The organism is Halomonas sp. ALS9, from assembly GCF_001651035.1.
In the GTDB taxonomy this organism is placed as follows: domain Bacteria; phylum Pseudomonadota; class Gammaproteobacteria; order Pseudomonadales; family Halomonadaceae; genus Vreelandella.
Window position 1 is genome coordinate 170,501 of sequence record NZ_LXRG01000233.1, and the last position, 22,495, is coordinate 192,995.

General features: G+C 55.8%; 20 protein-coding genes and 1 riboswitch. Of the genes, 14 read left to right on the forward strand and 6 right to left on the reverse strand.

All coding sequences use genetic code 11. The annotated features are described in order from the left end of the window. Positions 1-8: 8 nt before the first annotated feature. Together A6R74_RS21370 and epmB are read right to left on the reverse strand one after the other, a co-directional pair. On the reverse strand, positions 9-1,085 hold the full coding sequence (locus A6R74_RS21370; protein ID WP_064236496.1) for a putative urea ABC transporter substrate-binding protein: 1,077 nt from the start codon (positions 1,083-1,085) through the stop codon (positions 9-11). Positions 1,086-1,142: 57 nt separating this feature from the next. Then, a riboswitch (guanidine-I (ykkC/yxkD leader) is annotated at positions 1,143-1,265 on the reverse strand. Between the two features lie 211 nt (positions 1,266-1,476). After that, positions 1,477-2,511 (reverse strand): EF-P beta-lysylation protein EpmB, encoded by a 1,035-nt coding sequence (epmB, locus tag A6R74_RS21375; RefSeq protein WP_064236497.1) that lies wholly within the window; start codon positions 2,509-2,511, stop codon positions 1,477-1,479. A gap of 150 nt (positions 2,512-2,661) precedes the next feature. On the opposite strand from epmB, the gene efp reads away from it, so the two are divergent. Together efp and epmA are read left to right on the forward strand one after the other, a co-directional pair. Then, positions 2,662-3,228 carry an elongation factor P gene (efp, locus tag A6R74_RS21380; protein ID WP_007114636.1) on the forward strand — a complete coding sequence of 189 codons (567 nt, stop codon included), beginning with the start codon at positions 2,662-2,664 and terminating at the stop codon, positions 3,226-3,228. Positions 3,229-3,319: 91 nt separating this feature from the next. Next, entirely contained in the window at positions 3,320-4,300 is a 981-nt protein-coding gene (gene epmA, locus A6R74_RS21385) for an EF-P lysine aminoacylase EpmA (RefSeq protein ID WP_064236498.1), read from the forward strand. Between the two features lie 41 nt (positions 4,301-4,341). On the opposite strand, the gene asd is transcribed toward epmA, so the two are convergent. Genes asd through rsgA form a run of 3 tightly spaced genes read right to left on the reverse strand, consistent with a single transcriptional unit; the run spans position 4,342 to position 7,066 of the window. Further along, on the reverse strand, positions 4,342-5,175 hold the full coding sequence (gene asd / locus A6R74_RS21390) for an archaetidylserine decarboxylase (RefSeq protein ID WP_064236499.1): 834 nt from the start codon (positions 5,173-5,175) through the stop codon (positions 4,342-4,344). A gap of 10 nt (positions 5,176-5,185) precedes the next feature. Then, positions 5,186-6,028, reverse strand: coding sequence for a sulfurtransferase (locus A6R74_RS21395; protein WP_064236500.1), 843 nt, complete (start codon positions 6,026-6,028; stop codon positions 5,186-5,188). Between the two features lie 18 nt (positions 6,029-6,046). Continuing rightward, positions 6,047-7,066, reverse strand: a complete 1,020-nt coding sequence (gene rsgA / locus A6R74_RS21400; protein ID WP_064236501.1) for a small ribosomal subunit biogenesis GTPase RsgA — start codon at positions 7,064-7,066, stop codon at positions 6,047-6,049. Positions 7,067-7,223: 157 nt separating this feature from the next. Here rsgA and orn point away from each other — a divergent pair, with 157 nt between their 5' ends. Further along, a complete protein-coding gene (gene orn, locus A6R74_RS21405; RefSeq protein ID WP_082906776.1) occupies positions 7,224-7,829 on the forward strand; it encodes an oligoribonuclease in 606 nt (201 codons plus the stop codon). Positions 7,830-7,896: 67 nt separating this feature from the next. Here orn and queG read toward each other — a convergent pair whose 3' ends face one another. Beyond that, positions 7,897-8,988 carry a tRNA epoxyqueuosine(34) reductase QueG gene (gene queG, locus A6R74_RS21410; RefSeq protein ID WP_064236502.1) on the reverse strand — a complete coding sequence of 364 codons (1,092 nt, stop codon included), beginning with the start codon at positions 8,986-8,988 and terminating at the stop codon, positions 7,897-7,899. A 144-nt stretch (positions 8,989-9,132) separates the two neighbouring features. Between queG and A6R74_RS21415 the strand changes: the two genes are divergently transcribed. The 11 genes from A6R74_RS21415 to A6R74_RS21465 all read left to right on the forward strand — a co-directional run bounded on the left by A6R74_RS21415 (position 9,133) and on the right by A6R74_RS21465 (position 22,447). Beyond that, positions 9,133-10,605, forward strand: a complete 1,473-nt coding sequence (locus tag A6R74_RS21415; RefSeq protein WP_064236503.1) for a bifunctional ADP-dependent NAD(P)H-hydrate dehydratase/NAD(P)H-hydrate epimerase — start codon at positions 9,133-9,135, stop codon at positions 10,603-10,605. An 11-nt stretch (positions 10,606-10,616) separates the two neighbouring features. Continuing rightward, complete coding sequence (gene tsaE / locus A6R74_RS21420; protein WP_064236504.1) at positions 10,617-11,168, forward strand: tRNA (adenosine(37)-N6)-threonylcarbamoyltransferase complex ATPase subunit type 1 TsaE; 552 nt, start codon at positions 10,617-10,619, stop codon at positions 11,166-11,168. After that, positions 11,159-12,622: an N-acetylmuramoyl-L-alanine amidase gene (locus A6R74_RS21425; RefSeq protein ID WP_064236505.1), complete on the forward strand. Its 1,464-nt coding sequence runs from the start codon at positions 11,159-11,161 to the stop codon at positions 12,620-12,622. Before tsaE ends, A6R74_RS21425 begins: the two co-directional genes overlap by 10 nt. 18 nt (positions 12,623-12,640) lie before the next feature. Beyond that, on the forward strand, positions 12,641-14,620 hold the full coding sequence (gene mutL, locus A6R74_RS21430; protein ID WP_064236618.1) for a DNA mismatch repair endonuclease MutL: 1,980 nt from the start codon (positions 12,641-12,643) through the stop codon (positions 14,618-14,620). Between the two features lie 75 nt (positions 14,621-14,695). After that, entirely contained in the window at positions 14,696-15,634 is a 939-nt protein-coding gene (gene miaA, locus A6R74_RS21435) for a tRNA (adenosine(37)-N6)-dimethylallyltransferase MiaA (RefSeq protein ID WP_064236506.1), read from the forward strand. Positions 15,635-15,839: 205 nt separating this feature from the next. Beyond that, entirely contained in the window at positions 15,840-16,088 is a 249-nt protein-coding gene (hfq, locus tag A6R74_RS21440; RefSeq protein ID WP_007114649.1) for an RNA chaperone Hfq, read from the forward strand. A gap of 37 nt (positions 16,089-16,125) precedes the next feature. Then, positions 16,126-17,436 carry a ribosome rescue GTPase HflX gene (hflX, locus tag A6R74_RS21445; protein WP_064236507.1) on the forward strand — a complete coding sequence of 437 codons (1,311 nt, stop codon included), beginning with the start codon at positions 16,126-16,128 and terminating at the stop codon, positions 17,434-17,436. A gap of 148 nt (positions 17,437-17,584) precedes the next feature. Continuing rightward, a complete protein-coding gene (gene hflK, locus A6R74_RS21450) occupies positions 17,585-18,859 on the forward strand; it encodes an FtsH protease activity modulator HflK (RefSeq protein ID WP_064236508.1) in 1,275 nt (424 codons plus the stop codon). Further along, on the forward strand, positions 18,860-19,756 hold the full coding sequence (gene hflC / locus A6R74_RS21455; protein ID WP_064236509.1) for a protease modulator HflC: 897 nt from the start codon (positions 18,860-18,862) through the stop codon (positions 19,754-19,756). It begins immediately after the preceding gene. Positions 19,757-19,955: 199 nt separating this feature from the next. Beyond that, positions 19,956-21,152 carry an ATP phosphoribosyltransferase regulatory subunit gene (locus tag A6R74_RS21460; protein WP_064236510.1) on the forward strand — a complete coding sequence of 399 codons (1,197 nt, stop codon included), beginning with the start codon at positions 19,956-19,958 and terminating at the stop codon, positions 21,150-21,152. Then, positions 21,152-22,447 carry an adenylosuccinate synthase gene (locus A6R74_RS21465; protein ID WP_007114654.1) on the forward strand — a complete coding sequence of 432 codons (1,296 nt, stop codon included), beginning with the start codon at positions 21,152-21,154 and terminating at the stop codon, positions 22,445-22,447. The genes A6R74_RS21460 and A6R74_RS21465 overlap by 1 nt, the downstream gene beginning before the upstream one ends. The last annotated feature ends 48 nt before the right edge of the window (positions 22,448-22,495 follow it).

Sequence of the window (22,495 nt, forward strand, 5' to 3'; positions counted from 1 at the left end):
GCAAGCCGTTACTGGGCGTCGAGATAAGCTTGGGTAAAGCTTGGATTGAAGCGCAGTAGTACGTTGTTCTCATCGCCAAACACGCCGCTGGGGGTCTCGATGCCGACAACGCCCGCATTAGGCGCCATGTCGCCGAGCAGACCGTGCTCAAAGCTGAACTCGGCGACCCGCTCCATGGTGTCGAGCAGCTCGGGGCTCTCCATCAACTCAATAGCTTCAGCGGGATCGGTATATAGATAGGTGGCCGCCAACTGATTCCGATAGCCCTCCAAATCTGTACCTGCCGCATCGGCCATCATCGTTAGTGCGCGCTCGTCGTTATTGGCCATCAGCTCCATGACCTCGTACCAAGCACCGACCAGGGCGTGACCTAGGTCGGGGTTTTCGGCAAGGGTTTGAGTGTTGACGACCATCAGATCAAGAATTTCGCCGGGAATTTCGGCAGAGGTGTACACAACATTGGCGTTGGGCATCTCAGTGATGGCACTGAGTTGAGGATTCCAGGTAGTAACGGCTTCGGTTGATTCGCTGGTGAAGAGTCCGACAATATCCGCGTCGGCGGTATTGATGGTTTCAATATCGCGCTCAGTCAAACCGACGCTCTCCAACGCCCGAGCGAGCAGGTAGTGCGATACGCTGAACTGAACCAGATTGACGTTGCTGCCCTCAATATCGGCAAGTTCGTCGCTGTTTTTCATGACAATGCCGTCATTGCCGTTGGAGTAATCGCCAACAATTAAAGCGGTAGAATCAACGCCACTGGCGGCGGGTATGGTTAGCGTATCCATATTGGTCATGGCGCAGCCGTCAACGTTGCCCGAGGTAAACTGGTTAATTGACTCGACGTAGTCGTTGACCTGTACCACATCGATGCTGATGCCGTACTCGTCGGCCCATTTGTCGACTACGCCTTCAATATCGGCGTAGGCCCAAGGCATCCAGCCCGCATAAATCGACCAGCAGACGCTAAATTCATCGCGTTCTTGGGCTTGGGCGGGAGTGATGGCAATAGTTGAAGCCAGCAGTGCAGTAGATAAGGGGGCGAGGGAAAACAGTTTCAGAGAGTTACGATTGCAACGGGTCATGGCAGCCTCCAGCGGCTAAGAGAAAACTCGGGGGCATCGGCGCATCACTGCACCTTATCCTCCCGGGCTTTTGTCCCGCCGTGTAACCTTCTGCCTTAGCATTAGGTCGATTGCTCTCGGACCAGCCACAGCCATCAGGGGTAATACGTTGATGGTGTCGGAACCCTAGCGATCTATTGGAAACTAAATTGTCTGGCAGCGTTAGCTACCGATACCCCGTTTGTTACGCTTAGATACAGAGCAAAATCGTGGCCGATTCAACCTAAATCTTTCCATTTCAGTTAATTACAGTGCAGGCACTGTAAGAACAGTTAAGGCACTGATTTTCTGTATGCATTTTAATGGTGCGAAAAAACAGCTTTATGCACTAATTTGTGCCGCTTGGTCAGCGTCAAAGTGGCGTTTTACTGCCCTTACTAGGAATTTCCCGCACCAGGCGCGGCATCAAGAACCCCGGTAAATGATCGCGCAGTTGAGCAACAAGCTCACGGGCTTCACTATCCGGCACATCAAAATGCGCAGCGCCCTGTACGGGGTCGAGTACGTGTAAGTAGTAGGGCAAAATGCCCGCTTCAAATAGCCGTTCCGACAGAGTAGCTAAGGTTGGCACATCGTCGTTAACATCACGCAGCAGGACGCTCTGGTTGAGTAGCGTCACTCCGGCTTGTTTAAGCCGCGCGCAGGCTTCGACCACTGCTTGGTCAATCTCGTTGGCGTGGTTGATATGCAGCACCACGACTTTTTGTAAGCGGGTCGACGCTAGCCAGCCAAGGAGGGCGTCGTCAACCCGGTCGGGAATCACCACCGGCAGGCGGGTATGAATGCGCAGCCGTTTAAGATGCGGGATGCTTTCTAACTGTTCCACCAACCATGCCAACTGGCGATCATTGGCTGCCAGCGGATCGCCGCCGGAGAGAATCGCCTCGTGAATAGTGGTGTCGCTGCGAAGGTAGTCGAGAGCTTGCTGCCACTGGGCCCTGGAGGGCGAGTTGTCGCTATAGGGAAAATGGCGACGAAAGCAGTAGCGGCAGTTGATCGCACAGTTAGGGCTGGCGATCAGCAGCACGCGGCCCGCATACTTATGAATCAGCCCTTTAACGGGCTGGTGTTCGGCTTCTTCAAGTGGGTCGTTGACGTAGCCATGGGGCGTGAGCGCTTCTTCGCCTAACGGAATCACTTGGCGCAGCAGCGGGTCGTTTATGTCGGCATAGGCTATTCTGTTGAGATACGCTTCAGGCACACACACTTCAAACAGATCGTGGCCTACTTTGGCGCCTGCCCACCATTCGCGGCTGAGTCCTATACGTTCGCAGAGGACTTTTGGGTCGCGAATGGCATGGGAAAGCTGCTGTTGCCAATTGGGATGCGCCACTGAGCTGCCTTGGCTTTGCGATTCAGACGCGGCAATAATGATGTTCTCCTGCAAAAAGCACTCCTTCGGGTTATCATGCGCGCACTTATTTAACGACGCCATTTACAACGCTGCTGGCATACAAAACAAGCGGGCTGCGGCAAAGTAGGGCGTTGCGCACCACCTGTTGAAACAAATAACTGAAATGGATGATTGAGAGGCATTATGGCGAACTATTCTACCAACGAATTCAAGGCTGGTCTGAAAGTAATGCTCGACGGCGATCCTTGTTCGATCGTTGAGAACGAACTGGTCAAGCCCGGTAAGGGGCAGGCGTTTAACCGCGTTAAACTGCGTAACCTGATGACTGGCCGTGTAGGTGAGAAGACTTTCAAATCCGGTGACTCGCTGGAAGGTGCCGACGTCATGGATTTGGAGATGGAGTATCTCTACACCGATGGTGATATGTGGCACTTCATGAAGACCGATGGCTCGTTTGAGCAGTATGCGGTAGAGAAAAAAGCGCTAGGCGATTCCGTCAAGTGGCTGAAAGAGCAGGTGCCCTATATCATTACGCTTTGGAATGATAAGGCTATTTCCGTGACGCCGCCTAACTTCATCGAGCTGGAAGTCGTTGAAACGGATCCTGGTTTGAAAGGCGATACGGCCCAAGGCGGTTCTAAGCCTGCGACGCTATCGTCTGGCGCTGTTGTTCGCGTACCGCTGTTTATCAATCAGGGCGAAGTGCTGAAAATTGATACCCGCAGTGGCGACTACGTCTCCCGCGCTTAATCGCTTTTCAGAGCGCTAGTATGTCTTAATGGCCACGCACGCATTGTGTGTGGCCATTTTTAAGTGGGAATTGTGTGTCTAAGGAGTAGTTATGGCCAGTGATTGGCAACCCTCAGCGTCAATTGAAACGCTGCGCGAGCGAGCGCGGTTACTGGCCAAAGTACGCGCTTTTTTTGCCCAGCGTGATGTGCTGGAAGTCGAGACGCCGGTGCTTGGGCAAGGTGGCAGCACGGATGTCCACTTGGTGTCACTTCACACCTTGGCACGTACGGATAAAGGTCAACGCCGTCTCTGGCTACAGACGTCTCCTGAATTCCATATGAAGCGCCTGTTAGCGGCGGGCAGCGGGCCGATCTTTCAGCTTGCGAGAAGCTTTCGCGACGCTGAAATCGGGGCCCGTCATAATATCGAGTTTACTATGCTGGAGTGGTATCGGCCGCAGTTTACGCTGGAGAAGCTGATTGATGAGACCGCTACTCTCATTATGTCACTGTTACCCAGGTTTCCCGGTTCGCTGGTGCATTACCGCTACCGGGAGCTATTTCATACCCATTTAGAGGTCGACCCTTTTACCACGTCACTGGAAAAACTGCGTTCGCTAGCTGCTAAGCGAGCGCAAATGCCAGACAAGGCTTTGGCCGGTGAAGGCCGCGACACCTGCCTTGACCTGTTGATGAGCGTGGTGATCGAACCGCAGCTAGGTCAGCATGAGCTCAGCGTGGTGGTTGATTATCCGGCCAGCCAGGCGTCCTTGGCGCGCCGCCATCAAGATGCTGAGGGTGAGTGGGTGGCTTCCCGCTTTGAGGTCTATCTGAACGGTATTGAATTGGCTAACGGCTACGATGAGCTAACCGATGCGGCTGAGCAGCGCGCGCGCTTTGCAGCAGACAACGCTGAGCGCCGTCGTTTGGGCTTACCGGAGGTAGATGTCGATGAACGTCTGCTGGCTGCGCTAGCGCATGGACTGCCTGAAGGAGCTGGTGTGGCGCTGGGGATAGATCGTTTGATTCAGTTAGCACTTGGCAAAGCACGCCTGGAAGACGTGCTCGCATTCTCAACGCCTAACTGCTAGAAAACCGTTAATTAGAGACCAGCTAACTAGAGACCAGCTAACTAGAGAGCCGCTAGCGACTCTCCCATGCTGACCATCGTCGCGAGGGGGCGTTCTTCGAAATTCACCGGCTTGGCGAAGCACATCACCACGGTGGAACCGAGCTTGAAGCGGCCCATCTCGGCGCCTTTTTCTAGCGTGATCGGTTGGCCAAACTGGATGCGCTGTGGGTGGCCTGAAAGTGGCGTTACCTGCCCTGACCATACTGTTTCGATAGCGGCGACAATCATGGCACCTACTAATACCATCGCCATTGGGCCTTGCGGGGTATCAAAGATACATACTAAGCGTTCATTGCGGGCGAAGAGGCCCGGCACATAGTTGGCGGTGGCTTGGTTGACCGAGAACAGCCGTCCGGGAACATAGATCATTTCGCGCAGGGTGCCGGTTACCGGCATATGCACCCGGTGGTAGTCTCGTGGTGAGAGGTAAACGGTGGCAAAGCTACCGCCTAAGAACTCTTCTGCCAGTGCCGTGTCGCCGCCGAGCAGGGTTTGGGCGGAGTAGGTGTGGCCTTTGGCTTGCACCAGTTGGCCGGCCTGTAGGCGCCCGTATTGGGAGAGCGTGCCGTCGGCGGGGCTTAGGATGCCATCGCCTAGTGGGCGCGCATCTGCTTTTAGTGCGCGGGTGAAGAAGTCATTAAAGGTGGCGTAGGCGGTGGGGTCAGGTTCCAACGCTTGGCTCATATCGACATCAAAGCGTTTGATAAACGCCTTGATCAGGTTGTTTTTCACCCAGGGGTTATCGCACTGGGCGAACTTGCCTGTCAGGCGCGAGAGCGCGTGGTGAGGCAGCGGGTATTGGAGTAGCGAAAACGCTTTTTGGGAAAGGGTCACAATAATATTTTCACTTCTCAATCGGTGTGTCGTCGCGGTTGCCCCATTCACCCCAGGAGCCGGCATAGCCGCGCATATTAAAGCCCAGCGCCTTGCCCACCAACCAGGTAAAGCTGCTGCGGTGGTGGCTCTGGCAGTGGGTGGCGATTTCCATATCGGGCGTTAGGCCTAGGGCGCCTAGCTCGGTGATCAGCTCGGCATAATCGCGAATGCGCAGCGCGCGTTGGCGATCCATGGCGTGCAGCCAATCCATGTTGACTGCACCGGGGATGTGGCCCAGGTGCTTGTTGTTACCGCGCATGCCATCGTACTCATCTTTGGAGCGCGCATCCCAGATCGCAAACTGCTTATCGTCAAGCTTCTCTTTAATCTCTTCAAACGTGATCAGAGTGTCGGGGTTAAGAATCTCCGCTTGGTATTCACTGGGCGATGGAGCCGTCGGTTCGATGCTCTCTTCAAGGCCTGCATCCCGCCAAGCGTGAATGCCGCCGTTTAAGTAGGAGTAGCGGGTGTGGCCGATCAGATCTAGCGTCCACAGTAGCCGTGCCGCCCAGCCGCCGCCTTCGTCATCGTAAGCCACGACGTGGGTGTCGCGGGTCAGGCCTAAGGCACTAAACAGCCTTGAGAGGACATCCACATCGGGAACGTCGCTGGGGACTGGCCCTTCGCCGCGCATCAAGTAGCGGAAGTCGAGGAATATAGCGCCGGGCACATGGCCCTGACGATAGCTGTCGCCGTTGACCGGTACATCGATAATCAGCAGCTGCGGATCATCCAAATGCGCCTGCAGCTGTTCAGGCTCAACGATCAGCGGCAGCAGGTTGGTTTCCGACGATTGGCGTTCAGTGCTCATGGCTCACTCCTGTAAATCCTAGCTATCCAAACTATCGAGAATGCGCCGATAGCTGGTAAAGCGTGCTGGATGAATCTTGCCTGCCTCAACCGCTGCAAGTAAAGCGCAGCCGGGCTCATTGCGATGGCGGCAGTCACGAAAACGGCAGTGACCAATATAGTCGTGAAACTCAATGAAGCCGTCGGTGACTTCCTGCTCATTGAGGTGAACCAGGCCAAACTCGCGAATACCCGGTGAGTCGATGAGGTCGCCGTCGGCCACCTCGGCACGACTCATGGTGTAAAGGCGTGCCGTGGTGGTGGTATGGGTGCCTTTGCGGGAGTCTTCCGAAAGCGCACCGATGCGCAGCGTTTCGTCGGGTAGCAAAAGATCAATCAGCGATGACTTGCCGACGCCGCTCTGGCCAACAAACACCGACGTACGCCCTTCAAGCTGGCTGCGTAGCTCGTCTAGCCCGTTCTCTGTGGCAGTGGTGGTACGCACCACGGGATAGCCCAACGCGCGATAGCGTTCAAGTAGCTTACCCAGCTCGCCGCCATCTTCTGGCAGCAGGTCGGTTTTATTGAGCACCAGCACTGGCGCAATACCGGTAGCTTCGGCAGCCACCAGGTAGCGATCAATAAGGTTGGCGTGGGGCGCGGGTTCCACCGCGAACACGATCAACAACTGGTCAATATTGGCGGCCACCGGTTTAAGTAAGCCGCGGGCGTCAGGGCGCTTAAGTACGCTGTCGCGCTCCTCCCGGGCGACCACCACGCCGGAGCCTTCTTGCCCAGCGCGCCAAATTACCCGGTCGCCAGTGACCAGGCCGTCCAAATTGGCGCGTAAGTGGCAGCGCACCGGCTCATTATCGCTGTTGCGCACCTCAAGGGTACGCCCAAAGTGAGCAACGACACGGCCCGGCTGTTCGGCGCCGTATTCGCCTGCGGCAAGTTTTTCAGCGTCCTGCACATCGCGTTTTTCCGCGCGTTGGGCACGTTCCGACTGGACTTTATCGACGCGCCACTGCTGCTGGCGACTTAATTTACGTTTGCTCATGACCACCTGATGATCGTTACAATAGCGGTCATTGTACCTAGCAAAGGTGTCATTGTATTGATCTAGTCGCTACGCTTGCCTGTATAGCTGCTTGACGGACTTATTTAAGGCACACTTACATGATGTTAATCGTAATTTAGGCTAAGGAAGAACGCTAATGAGCAACGAAGCGGCGGGTGCGGCGAAAGATCAAATGGCACCACGGGATGATCTGCTGGTGTGGATTGATCTAGAGATGACCGGTCTGGATCCTAATAAAGAGCGCATTATTGAGGTGGCCACACTGATTACTGATGCGGATTTAAACGTGGTCGCGGAAGGGCCGGTGATCGCGGTGAAACAGCCCGATAGCCTGCTGGCGCAGATGGATGACTGGAATCAGAAAACCCACGGCGAGTCGGGCTTAGTGGCACGGGTGAAAGCCAGCCAAGTGGAAACCGCCGAAGCCGAGCAACAAACCCTAGCGTTTCTAAAGCAGTATGCAGTGCCGGGCTCATCACCGATGTGTGGCAACAGTATCCACCAGGATCGCCGTTTTTTAGAGCGTGAAATGCCTGCGCTGCTGAACTTTTTCCACTACCGCAATCTTGATGTGTCGAGCATAAAAGAGGTGGCCAAACGCTGGAACCCAGGCGCGCTGGCGGGCTTTAGTAAGCAGAATGTACACTTGGCCATGGACGATATTAAAGAGTCGATTGCTGAACTGGCGCATTACCGGGATACATTTTTGCGCGTTGATCAGCGCAGCGACGAAGAAGAGTAGTTAAGAAGAGTAGTTAAGAAGAGTAGTTCAGAAGAATCGTTAAGAAGAGTGGCTAAAAGAGTAGCGTTTAAGACGCGTCAGTGGCAATGCACTCACTGCGTTTAAGACGTTGCTCCTCAAGCGCCCAGGCGACGTGTTCGCGCACCAGTTCGCTTGGGTAAGCCCTGCGCGCCCATAGTGCGGCTTCAACGCTCTGGCTCCAGGGCGCGTTACCCAGGCCAATGGCGATATTGCGCAGCCAGCGCTCATAACCAATGCGGCGGATAGGGCTGCCGGCGGTCTTATCTAGAAACTCTGCTTCGCCCCAGGTAAATAGGCTTATAAGCGACGTGCGGTCTAGGTCATGGCGCGGCGCAAAATCACCTTCCTGGGTGATATGGGTAAAGCGAGTGAACGGGCACACAAGCTGGCAATCATCGCAGCCGTAAATACGATTACCCATGGCGCGGCGGTACTCCACCGGAATCGTGCCGTGCAGTTCAATGGTCAAGTACGAGATGCACTTGCGCGAGTCGATGACTTTGTCGTCCACGATGGCGCCGGTGGGGCAGGCCGTTCGGCAGGCGCTACAGCTGCCGCAGTGTTCATGCTCAAAGGGTTCATCAACGGGAAGCGGGAGGTCGGTGTATAGTTCGCCCAGAAAGAATAGCGAGCCCGCTTTAGGGTTAAGTAGCATGGCGTTTTTGCCAAACCAGCCTAGCCCAGCTTTTTGCGCTAGGGCGCGCTCCATGACCGGCGCCGAGTCGACAAACGCGCGGTAGCCGAAGTCGCCGACTTCTTGCTCAATTTTTTTGGCTAACAGGGCTAACCGTTTGCGTATCAGCTTGTGATAATCGCGCCCTAAAGCGTAGCGCGAAACATAAGCGCGGCTTGGCTGGCCGAGCACCTTGGTGCTCTCCACCTCAGCGGGCAGGTAATCCATGCGCACGCTGATAATGCGCTGAGTGCCGGGTTCAAGTTCTGCAGGACGGGTACGCTTAGTGCCGTGCTTGGCCATAAAGCCCATTTCACCGTGATGGCCGTTTTCCAGCCATGCGTCGAGGTAGGCTTCATGAGCGGACAGTTCAGTATCGGTGATACCCACCTGCTGAAAGCCCAGCTCGCGCCCCCAGGATTTAATCAGGCCAGCAAGATCGGTAAGCGTGTTTTCTGAAAGCATGGGCGCCGTTTTGTCGCGAAAAATGAAAAGCCAAAGGAATTGGACGTTGATACTCAGCGGTTAGACGTTAGCCGCGCTATGCTAACGCATTGGTAGCCATCAAAACATGTGAAAGGAGCGATCGTGTCGATCCCGAATACTTCCATGCTACGCCCATTATATAAAGCCGCCCAGGTGCGGGAGCTCGATCGACGCACCATTGCCGGTGGTATCGATGGCTTTGCATTGATGCAGCGCGCCGCCTCAAGTGCCTGGCACAGCTTCCGATCGCGTTGGCCTCAAGCGCGAAGCATCAGCGTGCTATGTGGCGGCGGGAACAACGGCGGCGATGGTCATGTGCTGGCAGCGCTGGCCATGCAGTCCGGTCTTAAAGTTCAGCGGGTAACCCTTAAACCCCTTGAGGAGCTAAACGGTGATGCGGCACGTGCAGCAGAGTTGGCGACCTCCGCAGGCGTAGGCTGCGAAGAGTGGAGTGCTGGGATAACGTTCACCGGCGAGGTAATTGTCGATGCGCTGCTAGGCACCGGTTTAAGCGGGGAGGTAGAGGGGCGTTTCAAGCGTGCTATCGAAATGATCAACGCCGCCGAACAGCCGGTACTGGCGATTGATATCCCTTCCGGGTTAGTGGCTGACACCGGCGCTGTATTGGGGTTTGCCGTTAAGGCCGCCTGCACGGTGACGTTTATTGGCGATAAAGTGGGTTTGCACACCGGGGATGCACCGGCCTACACCGGCGAAATAGATTTTCGCCCTCTTGGCGTCAAGGCCCAGGCCTATTTCGATATTCCGCCCACTGCCTGGCGCTTGGATGATTCGTTATTGACAGAGGCCTTTGCGCCACGCCTACGCACCCACCATAAAGGTGACATGGGTCACGTGCTGGTGATGGGCGGGGCCCCTGGATTTGGCGGGGCGGCGCTACTCGCCTGCCAAACCGCCGCACGGTTGGGGGCGGGTAAAGTGAGTTTGGCGACCGCCCCAGAGCATATCACCGCCAGTTTGGTGCGCTGCCCTGAAGTGATGGCCCATGGCATTCGCGGTGGCGCTGAGGCCGCAGAGTTGCCCAGCAACGCTGACGTTGTGGTAGTCGGGCCAGGACTTGGTCAGGCTGCTTGGGGACAAGCGGTGCTTCAGAGTGCGCTGCAGTCAGACGCGCCTTTGGTAGTCGATGCCGATGGCTTGAACCTGTTGGCGCGACAGTGGCCGGATGTTCGCCGCGATAACTGGATATTGACGCCGCACCCCGGTGAAGCCGCGCGGCTATTGGGCTGTGAGGTGGCTGATATTCAGGCGGATCGGCCCGCAGCAGCCCTAGCGCTGCAACGCGCCCGAGGGGGCGTGGTGATTCTAAAAGGTGCGGGAAGTTTAATTGCTGGCCCCAGTGGTTTGGTGATATGCCCTTACGGTAATCCAGGCATGGCCAGCGGTGGCATGGGCGATGTGCTCAGCGGCATGCTAGGGGCGCTGATGGCGCAGCGTGGTGACGTGGAGTTTAGCGCTTGGTTGGGCACCATGGTGCACGCGTTAGCGGCAGATCGCGCAGCCGAGGAAGAAGGTGAGCGTGGCCTGCTGGCCAGCGATCTGGCATCCTATGCGCGAAAATTGATTAATCCGTGAAGGCAGCCCACATGCAGGTGCGATTAGACAGTGAAGAAGCCCAGGTTGCTTTTGGCGAAGCATTAGGGCAGGTGTTGCAAGGACGCGGACTGGTGTATCTAGAGGGTGAACTGGGCGCCGGTAAGACGACGCTAACTCGCGGCATTCTGCGCGCTTACGGGCATCAAGGGGCCGTTAAAAGTCCTACCTATACGCTGGTGGAGCCTTACGAACTAGGCTCCCAGCGGATTTATCATCTAGATTTGTACCGTTTGTCGGATCCTGAAGAGCTAGAGTTTATCGGTGGTCGAGACGTGCTGGCCGACGATGCACTTAGCATTATTGAGTGGCCTAGCCGCGGTGAAGGATGGCTGCCAGAGCCGGATCTTCGTCTGGTGCTGGAAGTAGTGGATTCAGGGCGTTTGGTTTCCTTAGTAGCGGGAAGTGATCAAGGTGAGCGCACATTGGCCTCTTTGCAACGTCAGGTAAGCAATGCCAATAAGCTAAGCAATGCCAGTAAGATAGGTAACGCAAGTAAGCTAAGTTCCGACCAGTTGGAGAGTGGTGTGATTCAATGGAAATAAAGGGCACAGCGGCACGCGTATATCGCTTTTTAGCCGTCAGTTTTTTTGCCCTGGCGGCGGTTAATGTTCAAGCGTCCAGCGTGGAAAGTATGCGTTTGTGGGCGGCGCCGGATCATGCCCGGCTGGTATTTGATCTCTCCGCTGCCACCAATGCCAACGTGTTTTCGCTGGAGAACCCGGCGCGTTTGGTGATTGATTTAGATGATACCCAAATGGATACCGACCCAAGTACGCTGCCTTTGCATGACAGTGCAATTACCTCGGTGCGCACCGGTACGCGGGAGGGTGGTGGCCTTCGGGTGGTGCTTGAGCTCAACCGAGCAATAGAGCCGCGCCATTTTACCCTGACGCCTAACGACCAATACGGTCATCGACTGGTGGTGGATCTTGAATATCCGGGTGAAAGCGCCGTTGAGAATCCGATCGACCCTATTGAGGCGATGATTCGGGATCAGGAAATTCAGGCCCAGCGGGCATCTGCGCAAGGCCAGTTGCCGGGCAGCGTAGCGCCACCTAGTAATGCCGCACCGGTTGAAGTACAGGAAGCCCGGCCGCATCCGCGTAGAGACATCATTATTGCCGTCGATGCGGGTCATGGTGGGGAGGATCCAGGTGCAATTGGCCCTTCTGGCACCCGTGAAAAGGACGTAGTCCTGGAAATAGCTCGGCGCTTAGCCGCGCAAGTCAACGGCACTGAAGGTTTTAAAGCCGTATTGGTGCGAGATGGCGACTACTATTTGGGGCTTCGTCAGCGCACCGCACTGGCTCGTGAACAGAAAGCGGACTTCTTCGTCTCCATTCATGCCGATGCTTTTACTAGCCCACGCCCTCAGGGCAGCTCGGTGTATGCGCTCTCCCAACGCGGCGCCACCTCAGAAACCGCCCAATGGCTGGCGGATAGCGAGAACCGCTCTGATCTGATCGGCGGCGTTGATGGCAGCCTCTCTTTGCGCGATAAAGATCAGGTGCTGCGCGGGGTATTGTTGGACTTAACCATGACCGCTACCTTAAACGATTCGCTGTCTATCGGCGGGCAGGTGTTGGAGCAGTTAGGGCGGATTAATCGGCTCCATAAGACACGCGTTGAACAGGCTGGCTTTATGGTGCTGAAGTCTCCCGATATCCCCTCGTTGTTGATTGAGGTGGGGTTTATCTCGAACCCAGACGAAGAGCGTCGCTTGCGCGACCCGGTGCATCAGTCAGGACTTGCTCAGGCTATCTTCAGCGGCATGCGCGAGCATTTCGAGCGCTACCCGCCGCCAGCCAGCCTGCTTGCATGGCAGCGTGATAACCAGCGTAGGCCTTCGGGTAACGAGTACCGTATTCAGTCGGGAGATACTCTATCGGCGATTGCCGTGCGCCACGGCGTGCCGGTGAATCAACTGAAGCAGGCCAATGATCTGAATGGTGACGTTATTCGCGTTGGTCAGGTGTTGCAGATTCCCCGTTCATGAGGTGTCGTGTTGACTGATGTGACTGCTAGTGCACCGCGTATTCATGTGCTCGACCCGCGACTGGCTAACCAGATTGCCGCCGGTGAGGTGGTTGAGCGCCCTTCATCTGTCACCAAAGAGCTGATTGAAAACGCCATCGATGCCGGCAGCCAGCGTATCGAGGTAGACATTGAGCAGGGTGGCGCGCGGCTGATTAAGGTGCGCGATGACGGTATTGGCATTGGCGAAGAGGATTTGCCGCTGGCCCTAGCCCGCCACGCCACCAGTAAGATTGGCAGCCTCGAAGACTTAGAGGGGGTTAGCTCGCTAGGCTTTCGCGGCGAAGCGCTGGCCTCTATCAGCTCTGTTTCACGGCTGGAATTGATCTCTAATGCTGAAGAGGATCCCCGTCACGGCTGGCGGGTGGTGGCGGAAGGGCGGGGCATGGATGCACGCGTTACCCCCGCGCCCCACCCGCGTGGCACCAGCGTCGGCGTGCGTGACCTGTTTTTCAATACCCCGGCCCGACGCAAGTTCCTGCGTACTGAAAAGACCGAGTTTGCTCATGTGGAAGAAGCATTCCGCCGCCAGGCGTTATCGCGTTACGACATCACCTGGGTATTACGCCATAATCAAAAAGTCATTCACCAACTCCCGGCAGGCCATTCAGCGGCGGCTCGCGAGCGGCGGATCGCCTCGCTGCTGGGTAAGAATTTTATCGAGCACGCTCGCTATATCGAGCGCGAAGCGGGCGGTTTGCGGTTAAGCGGCTGGGTGGGGCTGCCCACCCATTCGCGCTCCCAGGCAGACCAGCAGTACTTCTTTGTTAATGGTCGCGTAGTGCGTGACCGCCTGGTCGCCCACGCGGTGCGTCAGGCCTATCGCGATGTTTTGTTTAACGGCCGTCACCCGGTGTTTGTGCTCTATCTGGAACTAGATCCAGATGTGGTGGACGTCAACGTTCACCCCACCAAGCACGAAGTGCGTTTTCGCGATGGCCGCATGGTGCACGATTTTCTCTACTCAAGCCTCCACCACTGCCTAGCCTCCGCTAAACCGGCCGACCGTTCAGGTGATGGCTCAGGTGATAGTTCAGGTGATGGTTCAGGTGACGGTTCAGATAGTGGCTTAGACGAGCGTGCCGCAGAGATTGGTGCCGATGAGGCCGGTGCATTAGGCGCAGCGCCAAAGAGCGTAGCGTCACAAGCGGGCATTGAGCAGCCCCGCTGGCAGCAACAGGGTATCGCCTTGACTCACTCGCCGGATCGCCACCCTGGTGCTGCGCGCGTGCGGCGCTTTATGCAGGGCTATCAGGCGCTTCACCCTGATCACGAAGAGACGCTGTTAACGCCTCAGCCGAGAGCCCCCGGTGGGCGGGGTAGTGAGGTGCGTGAAGCACCACTGGCAATGCCCGACAACGACCCTACTGCAGCGCCGCCGCTAGGGTTTGCTCTGGGGCAGTTGCACGGTATCTATATTCTGGCTCAAAACGCTGAAGGGCTGGTGCTGGTGGATATGCATGCCGCCCACGAACGCATTGTCTATGAGCGTATGAAAACACAGCTGGCCGCCGCGAAAGGGGTGGCTGCGCAGCCGCTGCTGGTGCCTGTCTCCATTGCCGCTAGCCGAGCAGAGGTGGCTACCGCAGAGAGCGAGCAGCAGGCGATCTCCAAGCTGGGTATTGAGCTGGATATTGCCGGGCCTGAGACGCTACTGGTACGCCAATTGCCCGCCTTGCTGGCCCAGGCTGATCCTGAGGCGCTGGTGCGCCAGATGCTGGAGGAATTGGCGCGGTATGGGCGTACCCATCAAGTGGAGGCTCGCTTACATGATTTGCTCTCCACCATGGCGTGCCATGGCAGTGTGCGCGCCAACCGGCGCCTGACGATCGACGAAATGAACGCGCTGTTGCGGGATATGGAGCGCACCGAGCGCAGCGATCAATGTAACCACGGTCGCCCTACCTGGACACAGATGGGGTTAAAAGCGCTCGATCGGTTGTTCTTGCGTGGTCAATAGCCGCATAGATAATCGCAACGACTCTTTTGTAGCGACTCTTTTTAACTATCCTTTTCTTACTTGATGGAAACGCGCATGGCTGATACGCGCCCCTGGGCAATTTTTTTGATGGGCCCAACGGCCGCCGGAAAAACCGATGCGGCGATGGCGCTACACGAACGGCTGGGGCATGAGCTGATTAGCGTTGACTCGGCGATGGTGTATCGCGGTATGGATATTGGCAGTGCTAAGCCCAGTATGGCTGAGCTTACCCGCGCACCCCATCACTTGATCGATATCCGCGACCCCGCCGAGCCCTATTCTGCAGCCGATTTTCGTGAAGATTCGCTACAGCTAATGCGACAAATTAGCGCGGCGGGCAGAGTTCCTCTACTGGTCGGCGGTACCATGCTGTATTACAAGCGACTGGTCGAAGGTGTGGCGAATTTGCCCTCAGCTGACCCGGTTATTCGTCAGCGGCTCGAAGCGCAGTGGCAACGTGAAGGGTTATCGTCGCTGCACAAACAGTTGAGTGAGGTGGATGCGATCTCTGCCCAGCGTATCCATCCCAATGATCCACAGCGTGTAATGCGTGCGCTTGAAGTGTATTACGCCAGTGGGCGGACGATGAGTGAGCTGTGGGCGGAGCAACAGCCGGAAACCTTTCCCTGGCGCGTGTTGTCGATAGCATTGGCGCCTAATGACCGGGCGCTTTTGCACCAACGTATTGCCCAGCGTTTCGAAGTAATGTTGGGTGAGGGCTTGATAAATGAAGTCGCCGCCCTCAAAAAGCGTAATGACTTACATTTAGGCCTGCCGGCGATGAAGAGTGTTGGTTATCGCCAAGTGTGGGAGTATCTAGAAGGTGATTACGATTATGCCGCTCTCGTTGAGCGTGGCGTTATCGCAACTCGTCAGCTAGCCAAGCGTCAATTAACCTGGTTAAGAAGTTGGCCAGCGCTTAATTGGGTGGATTCACAGCGTTCAGACGCGCTGGATCAGGTGCTGAAACTCGTGCGTGACAGCGGTGCTTAGCGTAAGATAGGTCGCTAAGGTAGGTCTCTAAGATAGTAACTTAGTAAGTGCGTTTTCGATTGGCTGAGTGATTGGGCCTCTCGCGAACCTCAAAGCTCCTCGGGCATCACTCCGCCTTTCGGGCAGTAATAAATAGTGCGGCGTAGCACCAGTAGGGCACGCCATTTGATAATTAACCCCCAACGACAGTTTTAGGGAGAGCAACATGTCCAAAGGGCAGTCCCTTCAAGACCCGTACTTGAACATCCTGCGCAAGGAGCGCATTCCGGTCTCTATCTTTTTGGTCAACGGCATTAAGTTGCAGGGCCAGATCGAATCGTTTGACCAGTTTGTTATCCTACTGCGTAATACCGTCAGCCAGATGGTTTATAAACACGCTATTTCTACGGTTGTCCCTTCTCGCAACGTACGCTTGCCTGCGCAAGACCCGGCAGAGCAGGATGCGGAGATTTAATACCGCTGAAGCAGCAAGAGAGTCCACGAGGTATTGATTGTTTTTCGAACGCCCAGACGCCGGTGAAACGGCAGTTCTTGTTCATGTTGATTTTCATGATGAACAAAAACGTGAAGACCCGGGTGAGTTTTTAGAGCTCGTACGCTCTGCGGGTGCAGAGCCTGCGACTCTACTCACTGCTAGCCGCCACCGACCTGACTCGAGGACTTTTATTGGGTCAGGTAAGTTGGAAGAGCTGCGGGCACTGCTCGCGGCTCACGAAGCTGAGCTGGTGATCTTCAACCATAGCTTAAGTCCCTCTCAAGAGCGCAATGTTGAGCAAGAGCTCAAATGCCGAGTGCTTGACCGTACCGGTCTGATTCTCGATATCTTTGCGCAACGGGCACGAACCCATGAGGGTAAGCTGCAAGTAGAGCTTGCTCAGCTGGAATATATGTCGACCCGCCTAGTGCGTGGATGGACACACCTTGAACGCCAAAAAGGCGGGATTGGCCTGCGCGGCCCTGGTGAAACGCAGCTTGAAACGGACCGTCGCCTGCTGCGTGGGCGAATTAAATCGATTCATAAACGGCTCGATAAAGTACGCAGTCAGCGTGACCAGAATCGCCGCGCGCGTGCGCGTGCAGAAATTCATAGCGTATCGCTGGTGGGGTACACCAACGCTGGGAAGTCGACACTGTTTAACGCCTTGACCAATGCCGAGGTGTATGCCGCCGACCAGCTATTTGCGACACTTGACCCCACGCTGAGACGGCTTGAGATTGAAGACGTTGGCCCCGTTGTGATGGCCGATACCGTGGGCTTTATTCGTCATTTGCCACACAAGTTAGTTGAGGCATTTCAAGCCACGCTTCAAGAAGCATCAGAGGCGTCACTATTGGTGCACGTGATTGATGCCGCAGACCCAGACCGCGAATTAAACGTGGAACAGGTGGAGTTAGTGCTCAAAGAGATCGGCGCGGATGATGTGCCGGTACTCAAGGTCATGAATAAAATTGATAAGCTCGATAGTGCCCCGCGCATAGAACGTGATGGCCATGGCGTACCCGAGGTGGTTTGGCTCTCGGCCCAAAATGGTCAGGGTCTTGAGCTACTCCACGAAGCGCTAACCGAGCGCCTGGCCAACGATGTCATTGGCTTTTCGCTGACACTCACGCCTGAGCAAGGTAAGCTGCGCGCTGGCCTTCATGAGCTGAATGCTGTTCGCGAGGAGGCCTTTGACGAACACGGGCAATCAGTATTGGATGTGCGTTTGCCGCGGCGTGATTTCAACCAGTTAATGGCTCAGTTAGGCGAGCGTGCCAATACCTACTTACCTGTTGCGTTGCAGGAAACCGAAGATTGGTAGCCTCACCGTTTAATGTCTAGTACGCTGTCATTATCTGCTGTTGTATAAAAACGGTACAAGATTTACATAGCAATAATATCAAAACGCTAGCGCTTCGTTGATTGACGAAGCCAGATGCGTGAGCGAATACCCTTAGTGGAGAAGAAGTATGGCCTGGAATGAGCCTGGTGGTGGCAACCAGCACGACCCTTGGAGTAGCGGCGGCCGACGCGGTGGAAGTGATGGTGATGGAAGCCGCGGTAATAATAATGGCAACGGCGGTGGCAATAAAGGGGGCAATAACCAAGGGCCTCCGGACTTGGATGAAGCGCTGAAAAAGTTTCAGGACAAGCTCAACAGTATGTTGGGTGGCGGTAAAAAAGGCGGTGGTAAGAAAACCGGTAGTGGCGGTAGTGATAAAAGCCGTAACCCCTTTGCGCTGCCAGGCCTGATTATTATCGTTGCGCTGGCGATCTGGGCTGCTATGGGCTTCTACTTAGTGGATCAATCCGAGCGTGGTGTTGTGCTCCGCTTTGGCGAATACCAAAATGTCGTCAATCCTGGCCTTCAGTGGAATCCGCCGCTGATTGACGATGTTCGTATGGTCAATGTGACCCGTGTACGCTCGCTGTCACAAACGCAGTCGATGCTGACTCGTGACGAAAACATTGTCGAAGTGGAAATTTCTGCTCAGTACCAAGTGGCTAACCCGCGCGACTTCGTACTCAACGTACGTGATCCAGCTATCTCGATTGAGAACGCGCTTGATTCAGCCCTACGTCACGTGGTTGGCGGTACCGATATGATCGATATACTTACCTCGGGTCGTGAGATTCTAGGTAGCTCGGTCGCTAGCCGTCTGCAGTCCTACCTCGACAACTATGGCGCCGGTATTCGTTTACAAACCATCAACATTGAGTCCACTTCGGCGCCTGCGCCCGTGATTGACGCTTTTGATGATGTTATCCGTGCACGTGAAGATCGCCAGCGTACGATCAACCAAGGTATCGCCTACGCCAATGCGATTATTCCTGAAGCACAAGGTCAGGCGCAGCGTATTGTTGAGCAGGGCCAAGGTTACCGTGAGTCGGTCGTTGCTGAAGCGCAAGGTCAAGCCAACCGCTTTAACTCTCTGTTGACCGAGTACACTAATGCACCGGAAATCATGCGCGAGCGTATGTACCTAGACACAATGGAAGAGGTGTTCGGTAAAACGCCGAAGGTGCTTTTGGATGTAAGCGAAAACGCCCCGTTGATGTACTTGCCGCTGGATCAGTTGAGTGGCAGAAGTGGTAGCCAAGGTCGCGCATCAACAAGCGGTAGCGCTAATAGCAGCGATGAGCAGCTAGACCCTAATGTGCTTGAGCGTTTGCGCAACACTCAGGGGAGTTCCAGCTCTTCATCAAATACGAATAGTAGCTCCATCCGCAGGGAGGGCCGGTAAATGATTAATAATCGATCCCTGCTAATTGTTGGTGGTCTGGCGGCCGTTGCGTGGCTGGCGAGCAATACTCTGTACGTGGTAGACGAGACCGAACGCGCCGTTAAACTGCGTTTTGGTGAAGTCATCGAAGAGAATATTCAGCCTGGCTTGCACGCAAAAGTGCCGATCGCGCAAACGATCCGTAAGTTTGATACGCGTTTGCTAACGCTGGATACGGATACCAGTCGCTATCTGACGCTTGAGCAGAAAGCGGTGATTGTCGACTCCTACGTTAAGTGGCAAGTGGTTAATCCTACGCGTTACTACGAGGCGACAGCGGGTGATGAACTGATGGCTATCCGCCTGATTCAGCCGCGAGTAGATGAGAGCTTGCGTAATGAATTTGGTCGTCTGAACCTTCAGGAAATTATTGCCGAACGGCGTGATGACTTGATGATTGGCCCTACCGAAGAACTTGATTCACTAATGCGTGAAGAGCTCGGTGTGGCCATTCGTGATATCCGCATTAAGCGCATCGACTTGCCTGAAGATGTGTCGGCCGCCGTATTTGAGCGGATGCGTTCTGAGCGTGAGCGTGAAGCCCGCGAATGGCGTGCCCAGGGTCAGGAAGAGGCCGAGCGGATTCGCGCCAACGCGGATCGCCGTCGCCAAGTACTGCTTGCCCAGGCCAATGAGCGCTCTGAGACACTGCGCGGTGAAGGTGATGCCCAGGCCGCTGCGATCTTCTCTGAAGCGTATAGCCAGGATCAGGAGTTTTTCTCCTTCTGGCGTAGCCTTAATGCCTACAGCGAAAGCTTCGCCGATGATGGCAATCTAATGGTGCTGGAACCGAGTAGCGATTTCTTCCGCTATTTGCGAAGCGCTGACCCGCAAAGCGGTGAAGATAACGGCGAGTAAAACGTTGTTGGCCGGTGCTCCTCGTCTTGGTTGGATGACAGCCAAGCGGGGTTCACCCGGCGCATAAACGTGATAGAATTTATTAACCGGGCGTCGCCCGGTTTTTTTGTGGCCCTCGTTTAACGCTAATGTCGCCAATGACCATGCTACGTTACTGATTGAATTTGTTGGGCCTTCATCGTCTTGCAGGATTGTTTACATGACCATTGCTGACCGCTGGCTGCTGCCCGACGGCATGGATGAGGTGCTTCCTCCTCAGGCAAGCCGCATGGAAGAGCTGCGCCGTGCGCTGCTCGATCTTTACCACTGTTGGGGGTATGACCAAGTCATGCCGCCACCCGTGGAGTTTCTAGACTCCCTGTTAACAGGCACCGGTACGGATCTGGATCTTCAGACTTTTAAACTGACCGACCAGTTGACGGGACGCATGATGGGCGCCTCGGCAGATGTTACGCCGCAAGTTGCGCGTATGGATGCCCACTCACTAAAGCGTCAGGGACCAGTACGGCTGTGTTATTGCACCAACGTACTGCGCGCTAAGGCGGATCAGCATCAAGGAGGGCGTAGCCCGGTGCAGGTGGGTGCTGAGCTGTTTGGTCATGCGGGGCTTGAGGCGGATAGTGAAATTATTCACTTGGCGCTGGCCAGTATGAAAGCCGCGGGTGCCGAAGAGATACACTTGGCGCTTGGGCATATCGGTATTTACCGTAGTCTTGTAGAGGCTGCAGCGCTGAGTGACGAACAAGAACGTGCGTTATTTGAGGCGCTAGCGCTAAAATCACCGAGTCAACTGGCAAGGCTTGTAGACGCCAGTGTCAGCGACCCGGCGTTAGCGGACATGCTGTTAGCCCTGGGTGAGTTGCATGGAGGCGCAGATATCCTACGCCAGGCGCGGGAGCGGTTTGCTGGCGCGCCAGCCTCGGTCACGGCCGCGCTGGATCAGTTGGACGCCCTTTACCAGGGGGTGCTGGCACGCTTTGATGTCTCGCTCTATTTTGACCTGGCGGAGCTGCGCGGCTATCAATACCACACGGGTATGATGTTTGCCGCCTATGTGCCGGGATACGGTCATGCGTTGGCGAAAGGCGGTCGCTATGACGATACGGGACGGGCCTTTGGCCGTGCACGCCCTGCCACCGGCTTCTCGATGGACTTGAAGCAGTTGGCGTCATTGGCGCTAGCATCACCGGTTCGCGGGGCTATTTGGGCGCCTGCTACGCAGGATGAGGCGCTCAACGCTGTTATTGTCGAGCTGCGTGAGCAGGGAGAACGCGTGATTCAAGCGCTGCCTGGGCAGCGTACTGGGCCGGCGGAGCATGAGTGTGACCGCTATCTTGAGCTTATCGATGGTCGTTGGCAGCCAACGGCCCTGACACAAGAGACGAGTGCATCATAATGGGTAAGAATGTCGTAGTGCTGGGCACCCAATGGGGTGACGAGGGCAAAGGTAAGATCGTTGATCTGCTGACTGAGTCCGCATCTGCCGTGGTGCGCTTTCAGGGTGGTCACAACGCCGGCCATACCCTGGTCATCGACGGTGAGAAGACCGTCCTCCACCTGATTCCTTCAGGTGTTCTGCGCCCAGGCACAAAGTGTGTGATTGGTAATGGCGTGGTGCTTTCACCTGAAGCGTTGATCAAGGAGATTCGTGAGCTGGAAGCCAAAGGCGTGCCAGTGCGTGAGCGACTGCGTCTTTCGCCGGCCTGCCCGCTGATCCTGCCTTATCACGTGCGCCTGGATCAGGCCCGTGAGAAAGCTCGTGGCATCGCTAAAATTGGCACCACTGGCCGCGGCATTGGGCCCGCCTACGAAGATAAAGTAGCCCGCCGTAGCCTGCGCTTAGGCGATATGCTGCATCGCGAGCGCTTCGCTTCCAAGCTGGGTGAAGTGCTCGACTACCACAACTTTGTACTGGTTAATTACCACGGTGAACCGGCGGTCGATTTCCAGGAAGTGCTCGACACGGCCATGCAGATGGCTGAAGAGTTGCGCCCCATGGTGTGCGATACCGTCAGCATGGTGCACGACCTGCGCAAGGCCGGTGAGAATATCCTGTTTGAAGGCGCTCAAGGCTCGCTGCTGGATATTGACCACGGTACTTACCCTTACGTCACCAGCTCCAACACCACGGCAGGGGGTGTTGCGACGGGCTCTGGCGTTGGCCCACTGTATTTGGATTATGTGCTGGGTATTACCAAGGCTTACACAACTCGCGTGGGTTCAGGCCCGTTCCCTACTGAGCTGTTCGACGTTGACGGCCGTCACCTAGCCGAGCGCGGCCATGAGTTTGGCGCCACCACTGGACGGGCGCGTCGCTGCGGTTGGTTTGACGCCGTCGCGCTGCGTCACGCGGTGCAGATTAACTCGGTATCGGGTATCTGCTTAACCAAGCTTGACGTGTTAGACGGGCTAGAAAATATTCGTGTCTGCGTTGGCTATCGCAGTAAAGATGGCGATGTATTGGATAACCCGGTGGACTCGGAGGGCTTCGAAGCGGTTGAGCCGCTTTATGAGGACTTACCTGGCTGGAAAGAGTCAACGCTGGGCGCCAAGCGAGTTGAAGATTTACCTGCTAATGCCCGCGCTTACATCAGCTATCTGGAGAAGCAGGTGGGCGCCAGTATCGATATTATTTCCACCGGCCCAGACCGCATGGAAACCATTGTGCTGCGTAACCCATTCGATAGTTAAGAACAGTTCAAACTGATTATCAGTGAGCAGGCACAAAAGGGGCAACTT